Below are 17,289 nucleotides of genomic sequence, written 5' to 3'. Positions count from 1 at the left end.
AGGATCTCCCACCGTAACGGCAGGCTCTGCGGCAAGCATTCCCCCACTAAGACAACCTGGTACCATGCCGCGCTGCCTAAGGAGGCTGCCCACGATGGTCACAGATCACAACCTGTTCTCCGAAACAGTCGAAGAGCTGACCGGGGCTCCGGAGCGGGACTGGAACAGATGCGACTGAAAATGCTTTCCTGATTGGGGAGGGACTTCAAGCTGAGGAGATGGAAGTAAGCCACGGCTATTGCGAAAGTTACTGGGAAAAACAGAAACAGTAGGAGCCGTGTTGAACCAATCGTCTAAGAGAATTTGCATACGGACGGGCAGGTGCTAAAATGCTGCAGACACAATTCCGACTAAGCATCCCATGACAGCAACTCACTTAAATAGGTCACGTGCTTATGGATACATCCGATTACCAGGAAATTCGCGGGTTGTTTGACCATTACATCCGGATGTATTCGACCCGCGACGACCTGCTCACCACCTATTTCAGTGATGATTTCTCCGGTATTACCGGCAGCGGCGATTATCTTGTCAAGGATAGGGATGCCTGGATCGCGGTCACCCGCCAGGATTTCGCCCAGGTCAAAGATCCAATCAACATCGACCTGAAAGACCTCTCCATCCAGCTGTTGGCCGAGACCATTGCCGTTACCAGCAGCACCTTCGTTATCCACTTACCCATCGAAGAACATATCCTTTCCAAAAAAATAGCCCGCCTGGTGCTTATTTTCCGCAAAGAATGCACGGGATGGAAAATCTGCCACAGCAGCATTTCGGTCTCTTTTGGCGTAGCCGACGAGGGGGAGATCTATCCGCTCAAAGACCTGGAGGACCGCAACCGGCACCTGGAAGCAGTCGTCGCGGAGCGGACCGGCCAGCTTTCCGAGGCGAACACCAAGCTGAAACAGGCCAATGAAGACCTGGCCAGGGAAATCGAGGAGCACAAGCAGTCTCAAATAGCCAACGAGAGACTGCTGTTGCGACAGCGCGCCATTTTGGACAACCTGCCGATGATGGCGTGGCTCAAGGATACTGAAAGCCGCCTGGAGATGATCAACGAGCCGTACGCCCGGGCATGCGGTCGACCGGTCGAAGAATGCATCGGCAAGACCGACCTGGAGTTGTTCCCCCGGGAAATGGCCCAGAAGTTCCTCTCCGATGACCGCGACGTGTGTGTTTCGGGGGTGAAAAAACATCTTGAAGAGCTGATACCAACCACCGACGGTACCAGGTGGCACTTCACCTGTAAGACCCCTCTTTTTGATGAGGTGGGGCGGACAGTAGGGACCACGGGTGTCGCACTGGACATAACCGAACGAAAACAGGCGGAAAAGGCGCTGATCGAGAGCGAGGAGCGTTTCCGCTCGCTGATGGAGAACATACCCAATGTGGCAGTCCAGGGGTACGCGCTTGACGGTACGGTGCTCTTCTGGAACCGGGCTTCGGAGATCCTCTATGGCTACAGTGCCCGGGAGGCGTTGGGCGCGAACCTCCTGGATCTCATAATTCCGGCTGAAATGAAGGATGGCGTCAGAGAAGCAATCAGCCAGATGTACGAAAGCTGCAAGCCGATCCCGCCCGGCGAGTTACTCCTCAAGCGCAAGGACGGCTCTCTGGTGCCGGTTCTTTCCAGCCACGCCCTGCTGAGCCCCGTGGGGCGCCCCCCGGAATTTTTCTGCCTCGATGTCGATTTGACCGAGCGCAAGAAGGCGGAGGATCTCCTCTCCTACGCCATCTCCTTAACCGACGCCTCCCTCGAATCTACCGCCGAGGGTATCCTGGTCGTGAACCGAAATGGCGAGATCGCGCGTTGGAACAAGAAGTTCGCCGAACTTTGGAAGGTGCCGGAAGAACTGCTGGTTACCGGCGTCAAAGACCCCGTGCTCGCCCACATTACTGCCCAGATGTCCCAGCCGGACCGGTTCCTGGCCAAAGTCATGGAACTCTACGAGCACCCGGACGCTTCCAGCCAGGACTTGCTCGCGCTAGCCGATGGGCGTTTTTTCGACCGTTACAGCCAGCCCCTGGAGATAGGCGACGAGATTGTTGGCCGTTTCTGGTCCTTTCGCGACGTGACGGAACACAAGAAGCACCAGCAGGAGCAGCTAAAGATCGAGAAGCTGGAGTCGCTCGGCCTGCTTGCCGGCGGGATCGCCCACGACTTCAACAACATCCTGACCGGCGTCATGGGTAACATTTCCTTTGCGCAGATGTTTCTGGACCCCTCCCATAAAGCGTGCAAGCCTCTGGAGGAGGCGGAAAAAGCGTCGCTGAGGGCCACCGAACTCGCCCATCAGTTGCTGACCTTTGCCCGCGGCGGCGAACCGATCAGGAAGATTATTTCACTGCAACACATCGTCAACGAATCGGTCGAACTCGTACTGAGTGGATCAAACGTCAAGGGGTTCATCGATATCCCGGATACGACCCATGCGATAGACGCGGATGAAGGTCAACTGAGCCAGGTCTTGCACAACATTCTCATCAACGCCTCGCAGGCCATGCCCGGGGGCGGTACGCTGACAATCAGCGCCCAAAACGAGACCATTGCCGGATCTAACACCCTTTCGCTTCCTCCCGGAAGCTACGTCCGGCTGTCCATCACCGATCAGGGGTGCGGCATGCCGGAAGATGTGATGGCAAAGGTCTTCGACCCGTACTTCACCACGAAATCGGCCGGCAACGGGTTGGGACTGGCTTCCGCCTACTCCATCATAGCCAGGCATGGCGGACACATCGGGGTCGAATCCGTGGTCGCCCAGGGAACCACCTTCACCATCCACCTGCCATCCATCGGAGAGACCTACTCGTCCCACAACGCCGAGACCGCTGCGAAGAGTCGTGCCGAGCAGCATAACGGCGGGTCGATTCTGGTCATGGATGACGAGGCGATGATCCGGGCATTCGCAGAAAGGATGCTTTCTGAGTTGGGTTACCAGGTGACGACCTGCAGTGACGGCGCGGAGGCCATAACCTTGTACAAACAGGCCCTGCAATCGGGATCTGCTTTCACCGCGGTTATCATGGATCTGACCATACCCGGCGGCATGGGAGGAAAGGACGCTGCACAGCAGATTCTTGCCGTCGATGCCGCTGCCAACCTGATCGTATCAAGCGGATATTCCAACGACCCCATCATGGCGGATTACCAGGCCTACGGTTTCAGCGCGGCAGTGGCAAAGCCCTACAGGATTAACGACCTCGGACAGATACTGATCTCGCTGCTAAATCGCTAGCGCCCCGCATGTTGGTCGATTTCCGAATCACCCGAATCATTCAGGTACAGGACCGCCACGAAGGCTCAATAAAAAACAGCGGGACCACTTGTTCTCACACCCCGATGTCCTCATTCCAAAGCTGTGGTTTTTCTGCGATAAACCTGCGCATCAGATCGATACATTCCTCACTCTGCAGCACTTCTATTTGCACGCCGCGGGAGTGTAGCAGGTTCTCCTCGCCCATGAACGTTTGATTTTCACCGATGACGACTCGAGGGATGCCGTACAGCAGGATTGCGCCACTGCACATGGGGCATGGCGACAGGGTCGTGTACAGCACCGACTCCCGGTAGACGCTGGCCGGCAGTCGTCCGGCGTTTTCCAGGGCATCCATCTCGCCGTGTAAGATCGCGCTCCCTTTTTGCACCCGCCGGTTGTGGCCTCTTCCCAGAATTTTACCGTCATGCACCAATACCGAACCGATTGGAATGCCCCCTTCGCCCAGCCCCTGCCTGGCTTCCTCAATTGCTGCCAGCATGAATCTGTCCATAAAGATCACCTCAGTTTTGTTGGTAAGGAGGTCCCTTTGCCGTTATTTCTCTAGGGGCGTGGGAACCACCGCGTCTTCCCGCTCCGTGGCCAGCGCCAGCACCGGGTCGCCGTAGCTGTCCGCGACCATGGTGTCGATTTTACCGAGGGCATACCAGCGCCGGAAGGCTTCGATGAAGACGATCGCCATCAGCAGCATCAGGATGACGGACAGGCTTGCCAGAAGATAGAGCCCCTTGGGCAGAAAGTTCCGCGTGATGTTGAGATATCCCGCCCACATGCAGATCGGCATCATGAACAGGCCTGGCCCGGCGGTGATCCAGGCGTATTTTGCCTTGCCGAGCCGGATCAGCATGGTGGTGCCAACAATCAGGGCGCAGGTGGCCAGCAGCTGGTTGCTCATGCCGAACAGCGGCCAGATGGTGGAGATGTCTCCGGTGTAGACCAGGTAGCCCCAGGCGGAGGTAAACAGGGCACTGGTCAGGATAATGCCGGGCGTCCACCCGTTGTCGCCGAAGGGGGCATAGATCTTACCGAGCATTTCCTGCAGCAGGTAGCGCCCCACGCGGGTGCCGGCATCCACGGCGGTCAGGATGAAGACCGCCTCGAACATGATCGCGAAGTGATACCAGTACGCCATCATACTCTTCATGAACGGCACGGACGAGAAGATGTAGGCCATCCCCACCGCCAGGGATACGGCGCCGCCGGGTCGTCCCTGGACCTGCTCGCCGACCTCCCGTGACAGCTCCGGCAGGTTGACCGGAATGAGGCCAAGCTTGGCGTACGCGGCTGGGGCGGCATTGATGGCAAAATAATCGGTTGGCAACAGTACGCAGGCCGCGATCAAGGCCATAACGGCGACAAAGCCTTCCACCAGCATGGCGCCGTAGCCGACAAAGAGGACGTCGCGTTCGTTGGCGATCATCTTCGGGGTGGTGCCGGTGCCGATGATGGCATGGAAACCGGACAGGGCGCCGCAGGCAATGGTAATGAACAGAAACGGAAAGGCGGCGCCGGGGATGATGGGACCCCCACCGAAGAAGTACGGCGTAATGGCAGGCATGTGCAGATCGGGGTGAACGAAGACGATACCCAGTGCAAGGGCGCCGATGGTGCCGATCTTGAGATACGTGGAGAGGTAGTCGCGGGGCACCAGCAGGAACCAGACCGGCAGGGTCGAGGCGGCAAAGCCGTAGGCCGGCAGGATCAGGGCGAGCTGTTTCTTGGAGAAGGTGAACAGTCCCGCCAGGGTCGGGTCGGCGGCCACGTAGGGGCCGGCATAGATGGATAGCGCCAATAGCACAGCGCCGATGATGCTCCCCCCCTTTATGTCCCCGGGGCGGATCTTCTGCATGTAGATCCCCATGATCATGGCGATCGGCATGGTGGCGAAAACGGTGAAGGTCCCCCAGGGGCTGTTGAACATGGCATTGACCACGGCTATGCAGAGCCCGGCCAGGGTAAGGATCAGGATGAAGAGAACGGCTACCGAAGCCACCTTTCCCGCGCCCCTGCCGATCTCGGCTTCGGCGATAACCGAGATGCTTTTCCCCTTGTGCCGCACCGAGGCGAACAGCACAACCATGTCATGCACCCCGCCGGCCAGGACTGCACCGATCAGAATCCAGAGCGCGCCGGGCAGGAAGCCGAACTGGGCCGCAAGCACCGGCCCCAGCAGAGGACCGGCCGCGGCAATGGCGGCGAAGTGGTGTCCGAAGAGGACGTACTTGTTGGTCGGCATGTAGTCGTGACCGTCCCTGCAGAAAACGGCGGGAGTTTCCCGCTCCCCGCGCAGGTTCATGACCTTGTTGGCAAGGAACAGCCCGTAGCATCGGTACGCAATGGCGAAGAGGCACGCTGCTGCAAAAATCAGGGTCAACGAGTTCATTGGATCTCTCCGTCAGTTGGAAGCATATTGTGCGGTGCTCTTTACCGATTTGATCCCGACCGAAATGGTTGAGCCGTCGCCCTGGCCTTGTTGTTTAAGTCGAGCATCCGGAATGAATCGATCGGGAAGCTGGTTTCGCAGACCGTATCCGACATTTCGGGGTCGGGACACGAAAGAGATCCTGCGGAGAGCCCCACATCTCCAGCATGTATTTTATCGGGGCATCGCCGAGAAAACTTAAACTGTTACCCCTAAACTTCAAACCATGTGGGAGAGTAGAGCAGGTTCTGGCGCAGGATGTTGCAGATTTGGAGGGGGTTTTGATAATACCGGTGTTTTCTGCCGCACCACGACCCGCCATATATGGCAGTTATGTCAAACACGACGGTCCCAGGTAGCGCGGACGTTCTCCCCTCCCTCCGCCGGATTGAGATCATGCCTGCAGTTTCAAACCTTTGCAGGCAGAGTGTCCACGGGGATTCTCTGGCATGCTAGTTGTAAAGAACCCGATATAAAAAGGTATTGCCTAAGCTTCAGTAACCACAACGAGAGGAGAAACGAACCATGAAGACAAGAACCGTATCCATCTTGCTGGCAACCGTCGCTTTGATGGCACTTAGTATCTCCACGGCCTTCGCCCAGATGAAGCATATGCCGATGGACGATCAAGGACCGGGATATGGACGGATGATGGAGCCCGGCAAAATGGGCGACATGACGGCGATGTGCCTCGAGCATGCGGAGAAGCTCGGCCTCACCGATGACCAGACCATGAAGATGAAGCCTCTGCACCGGGAAATGCAAAAGAAGCAGGCACGGTTCATGGCGGACCTGAAAATTGCGGAAATCGAACTCGCTGAAATAATGGAGGTAAAGGATTTCGATCTGGAGAAGGCCACGTCAGCTGTCAAAAAGATTGAAGGGATAAAAACATCCCATCATCTGGAAATGCTGTCGGCTATGAAGCAAATGCGGGCGATCCTGACGGACCAGCAGTTTAAGGAAATGATGAAGATGGCGCCCATGAAGATGAAGATGGGCGAGGGGAAACCCGGCGCGAAACACATGAAGAAACGTAGGTAGCCCGGAAGCCGCTAACGTGGGCGGCCTGGTACTCGAACCAGTGAAGGGGTGATCCCCCTAAAAGGCCTTTGGTACCGCCAAGGGCTTTTTCGTTTTCCGGTTCAGGAATTCAACCGTTACCTCAGCACCGTGGGCGTTCTAGTAATAAAAGTACATCTGCCGTATAATCGTGGTATGGAACAGGAATAGAACTTTTACGTAATGCAACCTTACTACAAGGAGTAACATCATGAGTAAAGGCCAAGACAGCAAGAAATCATCCAAAAAGGAGCCGGCAAAAACACAAAAAGAAAAGAAGGCCGACAAACGGCTCAAAAAAGAGGAAAAAACCTCTGGCGTAAAGCTCACGATCGTACACAGTCCGTCTTGATACTGTTATCGAAGACAGCGACAGTCCGCGGTACTTTACCGCCTCTTGACAGCCACCGCGCTGCCGCTCTTCTTCCCTCCGAATTTCACACGCAACGGGTCTCCTCCAGCCTGCTCTTCACGTAACAAACCGTCTATAACAATAGGAGAAATCATGATCCTCGCAATAGTGGTTACCTGTGTCTTTTGTGCCGCGGCCCTCGCCCTCCTGAACAAGGGGCCGATGGACCGCCAATCCAAGCAGAGCACGGCCTACTGGGCGCGATTCGAAGGTAAATAGACCATATACAAATCGCATCTCCTTCGCAGCATGGAGCCTCCTAGTCGGCATCAACCCGCTACGACTCGTCAAGCTGATGGGACATGCTTCGAAACAGATGGTTTATGAGGTGTACGGGAATTACGTGGAAGGGCTGCAAGAGGGCGGGGAGAGAGTCTTCGACTACCTGGGGCGCGACTTCGTTATACCCCGGAAAAGCAAATCCCCGATTCCGTTTGGGACGGAACCGGGGACAGTTTCGAAAGGTTCGCTCTAAACACCTGAACCTGTTGTCGTTAATTGGAGCGGGAAACGGGGTTCGAACCCGCGACTTCAACCTTGGCAAGGTTGCACTCTACCACTGAGTTATTCCCGCTCAGCAGAGATCAGCTTTATAGCAAAACGGGTTTGCGCAGTCAACCCAAAAATTCCGCCTTCGGGCGGTTTTTTTCGCCGGCTCGGAAAAAGGCCGCTGCATCGGCATCTTTCGCGGATCGGCTCTCCTGGCGGGTTCGCGGTACCGCGCTACTTGCCGGTGAGCAGCTTGCGGATACTTTCGTAGATTTCCTTGGGCACGAAGGGCTTCATCAGGATACCCTTGGCTCCCGCATCGAGAGCGGCCTGGGTGTCGCAATCGAAATCGGAGGCGCTGGCTATCAGAACCCGGGCGTTGGGGTCCAGGGCGAGCAGGTCCTTGGTAGCATCGATGCCGTTTTTGTCTGGCATGTAGATGTCCATGATCACGATGTGCGGGCGCAGGGCGCGGTACCTCTCCAGGGCCTCGGCGCCGTCACCGGCCTCCCCGACTACGGTGAAGCCGATCTTCTCCAGCACGGCGCGCAACACCTGGCGAAAAAACATTTCGTCATCGACGATGAGAATCCTCACGTCCTTCAAAGCCATGCCGACCTCCGCACGCTGATTCCACAGCCACTTCTATTTAGCATCCTCTTATACTTTTTTTACAGTCAAAAGTCAAAATGCTGTCTCACTTTTTTTCAATCTGTCAGCCGGTACAGTGCCGCCACTGCGTGGCTGCCGTAATAGTGGCAGATGCGCTCGAAACGGAAGGGCGTTAATTCCCTGTCGAGTTGATCATGGGTGTAGCTCCTAGCATTGCAGTCACAACTGTAATAATGCTGTAGCAGCGATGCACAAGGAACTATATCGTCATGCCTGCTGTTGACTTCGATGAGGAATAAACCTCCTTGACGCAGATTGGCCACGACGTTTTCCAAGTACTGCTTTCTGCTGTTCCGCGTGGCGAGGATGTTGAAGACGAAGGTGGAGAGCACCAGGTCCACGCAAAGCCCCGCCCGCGGCAATTCACCGACCGTCAGAATCCCCGCCAGTCTCCCCGCCTCGGGATGGACCGCGAGCGCCTTCACCTGCTCAGGGACATCGGCCGCATACACTTGGAACCCCTCCCCGGTGAGATAGAGCGCGTTGCGCAGCCGACCCGCACCGTAGTCGAGCACCCTGCGTACCTGGGCGAGCCTGAAGAAGCGTGCGTATCGGATCACACTGCTGGCTGGTCTGATCATGTCGCCTCCCGGGAACCGGCCGCAGCTGCCGATACTCCAGCAACCTGCGCGGCCGGTGTCGTTTTTTCACCCGGTCAATTGTATAGCAATCCGGAAAAAGATTAATCGATTCAAATTTTCTTTTCCGCGACACAGCCGTTTACGATTTTTATCAAAAATGGGTTGACACCCGGTCGGCGCGTTATTATTATCATGCCCTGTAAAGGGGAGTAGCTATCGGCCGGAGAAATGGCCGACTTCTGGTTCGTCAAGACGGTGGCAACACCCGGGCCCGAGGATAATTCTTAATAACAGCAAGACCTTTACCTGTAGCGAGCAGTCGCCCCGGGTAAAGGTCTTTTTTTTTATCGGCACTCGGCGCCGCCGTGCTGCAACGGCGCCCTTTGCAACAGGCAAAGACCTGAAAGGAGAGGGAAAAATGGAACAGAAACAATACATGACCCAAGTAAAGAAAAAATCCGCCAGGAAGAAAAAGGAGCCCAAGGAGCCGGTACTGAAGAACGTGGTGTCGCTCAGGGTGAGTGACCAGGAGAAGCGCCTGCTGGAGCGTCTCACCAAGGCAACCTCGCTCAACGTATCGGACCTGGTGCGCGAGGCGATCGGCTTCTGGCTCGCCAAGGGGCTCCCGAAGGGGCGCATCCGCAGTACCGCAGGAAGGATCCCGGTGCAGCCGCTGCAACTGGCCGGCAACTGAACCAACCAACACACAGGAGAATAACCACATGAAACGGAACATCGCCAAGGCTTTTGCACTCTTTGCCGCAGTATTGCTGCTCAGCTCGACGGTGCTGGAAACCAGCGCCCATGCCCGCGCAGCCGGAGGACGCTCCATCGGGAGCCGCGGTACCCGCAGCTACTCGACCCCGGGTACCACGTACCGCCAGTCCACCCCGTCCCAGCAGTCGACCCCCTCCCCCATGCAGCAGCCGCAGATGCAGCAACCCTCCGCAGGTGGCGGCTTCCTGCGCAGCATGGCCGGCGGCATCGCGGGCGGTCTTTTGGGCGGCATGCTCTTCAGGGGGCTCGCCGGCGCAGGCGGGATGGGATACGGCGGCGGTGGCATCGGGCTCTTCGACATCCTGCTGCTGGCCGGCATCGGCTACCTGATCTACCGCATGGTGCGCAGGCGGCGCGGCGAGGCGCAGCTGCAGAGCGTCTCGACAGGCTACGGCTCCCAGGGGTACGACGCCTACCAGCAGAGCGTCCCGGCTTCCTACCGCGTGGAGGAACCGGCCCGGGACGACGTCCAGACCGGGCTGTCGCACCTGCGCCAGATGGACCCCGGCTTCGACGAGGGGCGCTTCAAGGACCTGGTGATGGACAACTTCTTCAAGATCCAGGGGGGGTGGATGAACCGCGACCTGCAGGCGCTCTCGCCCCTGCTCACTCCCGAGATGCAGGGGGTCTTCCGCGAGGACATCGAGCGTCTGCTGCGCGAGGGGCGGGTGAACCGGCTGGAGAACATCGCGGTGCGCAGCGTGGAGCTCGCCGAGGTCTGGCAGGAGGCGGGGCAGGACTACGTCACCGCCCTCATCTACGCCAACCTGCTCGACTACACCACCGACGAGCGCGGCAGCGTGCTCGAGGGGAGCAAGACCGAGCCGGTCAAGTTCGAGGAGTACTGGACCTTCACGAGGCCGGTGGGCAACAACAGCTGGCGCCTCGCGGCGATCAACCAGAAATAGGGCCAGCAGAATAAGATCAAGATTGAGATTTAGATAGAGCAAAGATGCAAAAGGGCGCCCCCATCCGGGGGCGCCCTTCTATTTTTGACACTATTGCCTGTTTTCGATTCCGCTATGTTGCTACTCCAGTCTCTCTTAATCTAAATCTTAATCTGAATTTCGGTCCAACACCTCCCTGACCTTGTGCAGCAGCGCCATCGGCTGCACTGGTTTCATGATCAGGTCGACGCTCTCGTCGAAGACGCCGCGCTTTTTCATGAAGTCGGCGGTGTAGCCGCTGGAATAGAGGACCTTGGCCGCAGGATCGATCCTCCTGATCTCCTCGAAGGCCTCCCTGCCGTTTTTCCCCGGCATGATCACGTCCATCAGCACCAGGTCGATCCTGCCGCGGTGCTCCAGGAACTTCTGCACGCAGTCGCCGCCGTCCACCGCCAGCACCACCCGGTAGCCGTACTTTTTCAGCAGCGACTCGACCAGCCCCCTGACGCTGGCATCATCCTCCGCCACCAGGACGGTCTCGGTCCCCGGCACCGGCGCGGCCAGATGCGGCTCGCCGGCAAGCGCCCCCGCTTCGGCGGCGGCCTCGGGGAGGTAGATCTTGAACGTGGTCCCCTCACCCGGCTCGCTGTAGACGTTGATGAATCCCTTGTGCTGCTTGACGATGCCGTACACGATGGACATCCCGAGCCCGGTCCCCTTGCCGACCGCCTTGGTGGAGAAAAACGGCTCGAATATCCTGTCGCGGGTGGTCCGGTCCATGCCGTTGCCGGAGTCGGAGACGATGATGCAGGCGTAACGCCCCGGGTCCCCGTACCCCTGGGACCTGGCGTAGGCCTCGTCCACCTGCTGCCAGCAGGTCTGGATGGTGAGGGTACCGCCGTCGGGCATGGCGTCCCGGGCGTTGGTGGCGAGATTCATCAGCACCTGCTCCAGCTGGCTCCCGTCGGCGCAGACGTGCACCTGATCCTGTGCCGGGTTGAACTGCAGTTCGACGTCCTCCCCGATGATGCGCAGCAGGAACTTCTGCACCTGTCCCACCAGCGCGTTCAGATCGAGGGTGCGCGGGTTCATGACCTGCTTCCGGCTGAAGGTGAGCAGCCCGCGGGTGAGCTGCGAGCCCCGCTCGGCGGCCGCGATGATCTGGTCCACCTGCTCGTGCTGCTGGGTGCTGAGCGAGCCGTCCAGCCCCAGGAAGTTGCCGTAACCCACGATGACGGTGAGGATGTTGTTGAAATCGTGGGCGATCCCCCCCGCCAGGTGCCCGATGGCCTCCATCTTCTGGGACTGCCTGAGCTGCTCCTCGAGGTGCTTCTTATCGGTCTGGTCGCTGATCACGCAGGCGATCCTGGTGTTGCCCCCCTGGTCCTCGACCGGCGTGTAGGTCACGGTCACCGAACGCACCCCGCGTTCCGGGAAGGCCTGCTCCATCTCGAAGCGCACCGACTGCCCGGCCAGACAGGCGTCCAGGTGGTTCTTGATCTGGGCGAAATGCTCCTCGCCCACGACGTCGAGCACGGTCCGCCCCACCACCTGCTCTATGGTGAGATTGCGGTAGCGCAGGAAGGCGCCGTTGGCCATGCGGTAGCGGTAGTCGCGGTCCAGGACACAGATCAGGTCGCGGGAGCACTCGATCACCTTCAGGTACTCGAGCAGCCGCTCCTCGGAGCGCTTCTTCTCGGAGATATGCTGCGCCTGCTGCACGTTCTGCACGGCCATGCGGGAGAGCTGCCCCGCGATCTGGTACAACGCCTCGCAGACCTTGCGGAACTTTTCCCGGGACATCCGGTTCACCAGGGAGAGCGCCTCCCGGTAGGCGGCGGGGTCGGCCCCGATTTCGTCGGCGTAGGCGGCCATCTTTTCCAGGTCAGCGTCCTCGTCAAGCACCTGGCCGACGAGCCAGTTGCCGACGTGGTGCCCCCCGACGCTGATGGTGGCGCAGCCGTCCCACAACCCGGCGCTCAGGCAGGGCTGCATGCCGAGGCCGTCCTGGCTGGCGCTGCCGAGATAGCAGCTGGAGCGGGTGCAGTTGGCGAGGCCGCGCTCGGTCTTTCTCACGATGTCGCTGCACAGGGAGCAGAAGTTGCTCGGGCGGGTGACCGGGCGCCCCGCGGCGTCGGTGATGATCGATGCGACGCCGGAGGCCTGCGCGAAGGCGTCCTGGATCGCCTGCAGCTCGTCCAGGTCGAAGAGGTCCTCCATGGAGATCGCCTCGATGTGCACCATCGGCTCGGTGAGCACGGCCAGCCGGTGCTCCAGCGCCTCTTCCATCCTTTTGCGTTCCGTGATGTCGCGCACGACCGCGTAGTCGTACTCGGTCCCGGCGTAGCTGAAGTAGTTGGCGGTGACCTCCACCGGCACCAGGCGGCCGTCCCGGGCCAGGTGCGTCCCCTCGAACTGGAGGCTCCCCCGCTCCTTGAGCGTCTCCCAGGTTTCCCGCCACCGCTCGGCATCGCACCCCGGGCGCAGGTCGCCGATCCGCATGGACCTGAACTCGGCCTCGGTGTAGCCGAGCATGGCGGTCGCGGCCCCGTTCACCTCGCAGATCCTGCCGTCGGGGCTGATCCAGTACCCCGCGTCCTTCATGTTGTCCATGGCGAACTTCTTGAGGTTCAATTCCTCGAGGTGGTTCATCGCCTCCAGCTCCTGGGCCATTCGGGAGCTGGCGATGCCGAGCAGCGTCTCGATCAGGGCGGGGTTTTGCAGCGGCGAGCGGCTCATGATGCCGAGCAGGCCGATCCCCTTTCCTTGGGCATCCCAAAGCGGAGCCGCCGCGTACCCCTGCACCGCCAGGTCCCGCAGGATCCCGTCTTCCGGGAACAGCGCGCTCACCTCCCGGGGGTAGACGCAGACGTTCTTCCCCATGACGTTGTCGCAGGGGGTGCCGGCCAGCCGGTAGGTGATGTCGCTGCCGCCCCCCGACCGGGCGTAGAAGCCGTGGGTCCGGGCCGAGCCCCCATCCGGGGTCAGTTGGGCCACGAAGGCGTAGTCGACGTCGAGGCAGTTGGCCAGGTAACGGTTGATGCCGTAAAGGAGCTCGTCGGCGCGCTGCCTGGCGCCGCACTCGTTGATGAAGAAGAGCGTCTCCTCGATCATCTTCCGGTCCGCCGCCTGCTTGACGAGCTCGGCCGTCTTTTTCCGCACCTGGAGGCGGAGCAGCACGATGAAGACGCCGGCAGCGGCAAGGAACAGGATCAGGCCGGTAAGGGTCGGGGTCAGCCAGCCGGGCACCACGTGGAGGGAAGCGGCGTCGCCGTGAGACCAGCGATCCAGGGCCTTGTGGTAGGGAGAGCCCTCGGTGCCGCGCCATCCCGTCAGGTAACGGTCCAGTGTGGCGAGGAGGTCGGCGTTGCGCCCCTTCCCCGTGGCGAGGAAGATGTCGAAGGGGTTGAAGATGATGCCGGAGGAAACCAGGCCGTACTGGTACTGCTTGGCGGCGCCGAAGGTGTTGTTGACGACGCCGGCATCGACCCGACCGGCGGCCACCGCCTGGAAGATCTCCTCGAAGTTGCCGTACTCAACGAAGCGGCAGTTGATGCCGAACTTCTCCACCATGTTGCGAAAGCTCGCCCCGTTGAAGTCACGCTTCATCACGGCGATCTGCTTCCCCTCGACGTCCTTGATGCTGTTCAGGTTCGCCCTGCGCGGGACGTAGAGTTCCCCCCAGACGGTGAGCAGCGGCACCTTGCCGTAGTCGAGGAACTGGGTCCGCTCGCTGGTCCAGGCGACGCTGGTCAAGAGGTCGACCTCGCCGTTTTTGATGCGGGAGATCCCCTCGGCCCAGTCGCCGTAGACGTATTGGATGCGCCACCCCTCCCTGCGCGCGATTTCGGCAAGGGTGTCGACGTAGAAGCCCTGGATGCTGCCATCCTTGGCCTGGAAGATGCCGGGGTAGAAGTTGAACGCGGCGACGCGCACCGTCTGCTGGGTAGCGGCGGCAAGGCGGATCTGGAGGGAGAGCATGCCGAACAGGCACGCGGCAAGGAGGATGAAAAAGCGTCGGGTAACGAACTGCACACGAACTCCGGAGTAACCGATGCCACGAGACGGAAGGACTGCGGTCCCGGCCTCCCTCCCGTCACAAGGGAAACCGGCTATTTAGGGCGAAGCGATCATACAACGGCGCCGGGTCGGTTGTCCAGAGGGAGAGCGTTGTCGCTCCCCGCTCCCCGCCCCTCGCCCGGGGCGCCGTCAGGGCGCCTCTTCGGCCGACTTGAAGATGGCGGGGATGTCGAGGATGAGGGCCACCGACCCGTCCCCCAGGATGGTGGCGCCGGACATACCCTCGACCTGCTGGTACATCCGCCCCAGGGACTTGATCACCGTCTGGTGCTCCCCGATCACCCAGTCCACCACGAGCCCCACGCGTTTCCCCTCCAACTGGCAGATCACCACCTGCTGGATGGCCGGGGCCTTCCCCTCGATGCGGAACATCTTCCGGAGCGGGACGTAGGGGACCAGCTTCTCGCGCACGAGCAGTATGTCCCGCCCGTGCCCCTGCTCTATCTCCTTCTCGGTGAGGAGGATGCACTCGTCCACCATGGCCAGCGGCATCACGAAGCGGTCCTTGCCGATCTGCACCAGCAGGCTCTCGATGATGGCCAGCGTGAGCGGTATCTTCAGCGTGATGGAGGTGCCCCGGTCCGGTTCGCTCTTCACGTCGATGCTGCCGCGCAGCCCCTCGATGGCCTGCTTCACAACGTCCATGCCGACGCCGCGCCCCGAGACGCTGGTGACCTTGGCCGCAGTCGAGAAGCCGGGGGCGAAGATGAGCTGCCAGATCTCCCGGTCGGACAGCTCCGCGCCGGCGGGGATGATCTTGCGCTCCATCGCCTTGGCCCGGATCGCGTCGACGTTCAACCCGGCGCCGTCGTCGCGGATGGTGATCAGCACGCTGTCGCCGGAGTGTACCGCGGCGAGGTGGAGGCTGCCGACCCTCGGTTTTCCCTTGGCCAGGCGCTGTTCCGGCGTCTCGACGCCATGGTCGATGCTGTTGCGAATGATGTGCACCAAGGGATCGTTCAGCTTCTCGATGACGGTCTTGTCCAGCTCGGTGTCGGCCCCCTCGGTGGTCAGCTCGATCTCCTTGCCGAGCTCCGCGGAGAGATCCCTGACCAGCCGCTTGAACTTGGAGAAGGTGGCGCCGATGGGGAGCATCCTGATGTCGAGGGCGTTGTCCCTCAGGTCGTTGGTGAGCCGCTCCACCTCCTCGGCCACCGAGACCAGCTCGGTATGTCGTTTCAGCTCCTGGGCCACCAGGCTCAGGCGCGCCTGCACCGTCACCAGTTCGCCCACCAGGTTCACCAGGAGGTCGAGCTTGTCGGCGCTGACCCGGATGCTGGAGGCGGCCTCCTGGGTCTGGGTCTGGGCATGGCGCTCCTGGCGGATCTCCTTGACGTGCTGCTGTTCGACCAGGGCCGAGGTGATGGTTGCCGCGTCCACCATCCCCGCCTCGAGCGCAAGCTCTCCGAATTTCTTCTGTTTCCCCAGCAGGTGCTGCATCTGCTGTTTTGTCAGGTCGCCGCGCTCGACCAGGATCTCGCCCAGCTTCTTGTACCCCGCCTCCGGCTCGACGCCGGTGCCGTCGTCGATGACGGCGACGCTCAGCTCGCAGGAGTCTGCCATGAAGATGAAGACGTCGTCGATCGCGTTCCTGCCGGCGCTGGTGCTGAGGATCACGTCCCAGTACATGTAGCAGAGTTCCGGGTCCAAGGCGTCCAGGGGCCGCATCTCGCAGGTGTTGGCGACTATGTTGCACGGCCCGAGCTCCTGCAGTTCGCGCAACAGGGTCAGCGGGTTCCCGCCGCTTGTGAAGATCTCCGGCTCGGGGCGGAAGCGGATGCGGTAGGTGACCGTCGGCGCCGGCGGGTCGGCTTGCTCCTCAGGCGGGCCCTGCCGCCCCGGCTTCGGCTCCGCGTCCTCCTGCTCCGGAACCAGGGCGCGAAAGCCTCTGATCACCTCGTCGTTACGCTGCAAATCCGCCGGTGTGCCGCTTTCGGCGGACTCCAGCATGTCCAGGATGCAGTCCCGGGCGGCGAGGCTCAGGTTGACCAGTTCCTTGCTCACCGCCAGTTCGCCGTTGCGTACCAGGTCGTACACGGTCTCGACGTTGTGGGTGAAAGAGGCGACGTCGTCGAAGCCGAACATGGCCCCCGACCCCTTGATGGTGTGCATGGTCCTGAAGACGCGGCCGACGATGCCGAGATCGTCCGGGTTCTCCTCCATCTCGAGAAGGGCCTCCTCCAGGTCCGCCAACAGCTCCCTGGCCTCGTCCTTGAACGCCTGGGCAAAAGCATCACTCATACCGTCACCTTGTCCGTATCGATGCGCCAGATGCAGGTCCCGTCCACGTCCTGGACGCACCCCTTGAGCCGGGGCAGCCCCGCCACCTCGGCTATGGCCGCGAGGGCCTCGTTGCGGCCGGTCAACAGGTAGGGGATCCCCTGCGCCACCGAGGTCCTGTGGCAACTGCACAAAAGCTGCAGACCGGTCACGTCGATGGCGGTGAGCCCCACCAGGGAAAGTTCCACCGTCTTTCCCGCCGCAAACGCCTGCAGCAGCCGCTCCCTGAGCTCGCCGACATTGGCTATGGTCATCTCCCCGGAGAAGGTGACCAGGGTGCGCTCCTTCTTCTTGGAGATCTTCACTTGTGCCGCTTCCATAGCATCCTCACCCAAAGTCCCGGGCGGCCTGT

13 protein-coding genes and 1 tRNA gene are annotated in these 17,289 nt (G+C 60.5%); 6 read left to right on the top strand and 8 right to left on the bottom strand.

Annotated elements, in window-relative coordinates; genetic code table 11:
* The first annotated feature begins 395 nt into the window (after positions 1-395).
* Positions 396-3,236, top strand: coding sequence for a PAS domain S-box protein (locus KP003_RS05585; protein ID WP_217300462.1), 2,841 nt, complete (start codon positions 396-398; stop codon positions 3,234-3,236).
* A 94-nt stretch (positions 3,237-3,330) separates the two neighbouring features.
* On the opposite strand, the gene KP003_RS05580 is transcribed toward KP003_RS05585, so the two are convergent.
* Together KP003_RS05580 and KP003_RS05575 are read right to left on the bottom strand one after the other, a co-directional pair.
* Positions 3,331-3,768 carry a nucleoside deaminase gene (locus KP003_RS05580; protein ID WP_216791004.1) on the bottom strand — a complete coding sequence of 146 codons (438 nt, stop codon included), beginning with the start codon at positions 3,766-3,768 and terminating at the stop codon, positions 3,331-3,333.
* Between the two features lie 42 nt (positions 3,769-3,810).
* Entirely contained in the window at positions 3,811-5,658 is a 1,848-nt protein-coding gene (locus tag KP003_RS05575) for a carbon starvation CstA family protein (RefSeq protein WP_216791003.1), read from the bottom strand.
* A 564-nt stretch (positions 5,659-6,222) separates the two neighbouring features.
* On the opposite strand from KP003_RS05575, the gene KP003_RS05570 reads away from it, so the two are divergent.
* From KP003_RS05570 to KP003_RS21470, 3 genes are all read left to right on the top strand, one after another.
* Positions 6,223-6,741, top strand: coding sequence for a Spy/CpxP family protein refolding chaperone (locus KP003_RS05570; protein WP_217300461.1), 519 nt, complete (start codon positions 6,223-6,225; stop codon positions 6,739-6,741).
* Between the two features lie 229 nt (positions 6,742-6,970).
* Positions 6,971-7,111 carry a hypothetical protein gene (locus KP003_RS05565; RefSeq protein ID WP_216500470.1) on the top strand — a complete coding sequence of 47 codons (141 nt, stop codon included), beginning with the start codon at positions 6,971-6,973 and terminating at the stop codon, positions 7,109-7,111.
* Between the two features lie 153 nt (positions 7,112-7,264).
* Positions 7,265-7,390, top strand: a complete 126-nt coding sequence (locus KP003_RS21470; RefSeq protein ID WP_268899015.1) for a hypothetical protein — start codon at positions 7,265-7,267, stop codon at positions 7,388-7,390.
* Between the two features lie 280 nt (positions 7,391-7,670).
* Here KP003_RS21470 and KP003_RS05560 read toward each other — a convergent pair.
* From KP003_RS05560 to KP003_RS05550, 3 genes are all read right to left on the bottom strand, one after another.
* Positions 7,671-7,745 (bottom strand) — tRNA-Gly (locus KP003_RS05560).
* A 149-nt stretch (positions 7,746-7,894) separates the two neighbouring features.
* The gene (locus KP003_RS05555) at positions 7,895-8,272 is read right to left on the bottom strand and encodes a response regulator (RefSeq protein WP_216500471.1); all 378 of its coding nucleotides are present in this window, start codon (positions 8,270-8,272) and stop codon (positions 7,895-7,897) included.
* A gap of 95 nt (positions 8,273-8,367) precedes the next feature.
* A complete protein-coding gene (locus tag KP003_RS05550) occupies positions 8,368-8,913 on the bottom strand; it encodes a class I SAM-dependent methyltransferase (RefSeq protein ID WP_216790999.1) in 546 nt (181 codons plus the stop codon).
* 418 nt (positions 8,914-9,331) lie between these two features.
* Between KP003_RS05550 and KP003_RS05545 the strand changes: the two genes are divergently transcribed.
* Positions 9,332-9,607: a ribbon-helix-helix protein, CopG family gene (locus KP003_RS05545; protein WP_216500474.1), complete on the top strand. Its 276-nt coding sequence runs from the start codon at positions 9,332-9,334 to the stop codon at positions 9,605-9,607.
* A gap of 28 nt (positions 9,608-9,635) precedes the next feature.
* Positions 9,636-10,598, top strand: coding sequence for a Tim44 domain-containing protein (locus tag KP003_RS05540; RefSeq protein WP_216500476.1), 963 nt, complete (start codon positions 9,636-9,638; stop codon positions 10,596-10,598).
* Between the two features lie 147 nt (positions 10,599-10,745).
* Here KP003_RS05540 and KP003_RS05535 read toward each other — a convergent pair whose 3' ends face one another.
* The 3 genes from KP003_RS05535 to KP003_RS05525 form a co-directional block, all read right to left on the bottom strand.
* The gene (locus KP003_RS05535; protein ID WP_239027617.1) at positions 10,746-14,612 is read right to left on the bottom strand and encodes a PocR ligand-binding domain-containing protein; all 3,867 of its coding nucleotides are present in this window, start codon (positions 14,610-14,612) and stop codon (positions 10,746-10,748) included.
* 174 nt (positions 14,613-14,786) lie between these two features.
* The gene (locus tag KP003_RS05530; RefSeq protein WP_216500478.1) at positions 14,787-16,898 is read right to left on the bottom strand and encodes a chemotaxis protein CheA; all 2,112 of its coding nucleotides are present in this window, start codon (positions 16,896-16,898) and stop codon (positions 14,787-14,789) included.
* Positions 16,895-17,257 (bottom strand): STAS domain-containing protein, encoded by a 363-nt coding sequence (locus tag KP003_RS05525; RefSeq protein WP_216790997.1) that lies wholly within the window; start codon positions 17,255-17,257, stop codon positions 16,895-16,897. Before KP003_RS05525 ends, KP003_RS05530 begins: the two co-directional genes overlap by 4 nt.
* Positions 17,258-17,289 lie beyond the last annotated feature (32 nt).

The organism is Geomonas diazotrophica (assembly GCF_019063885.1).
Taxonomy (GTDB): Bacteria; Desulfobacterota; Desulfuromonadia; order Geobacterales; family Geobacteraceae; genus Geomonas; species Geomonas diazotrophica.
Note: the sequence above shows the minus strand (reverse complement) of the source record. Positions and strands in the feature narration are given on the sequence as shown.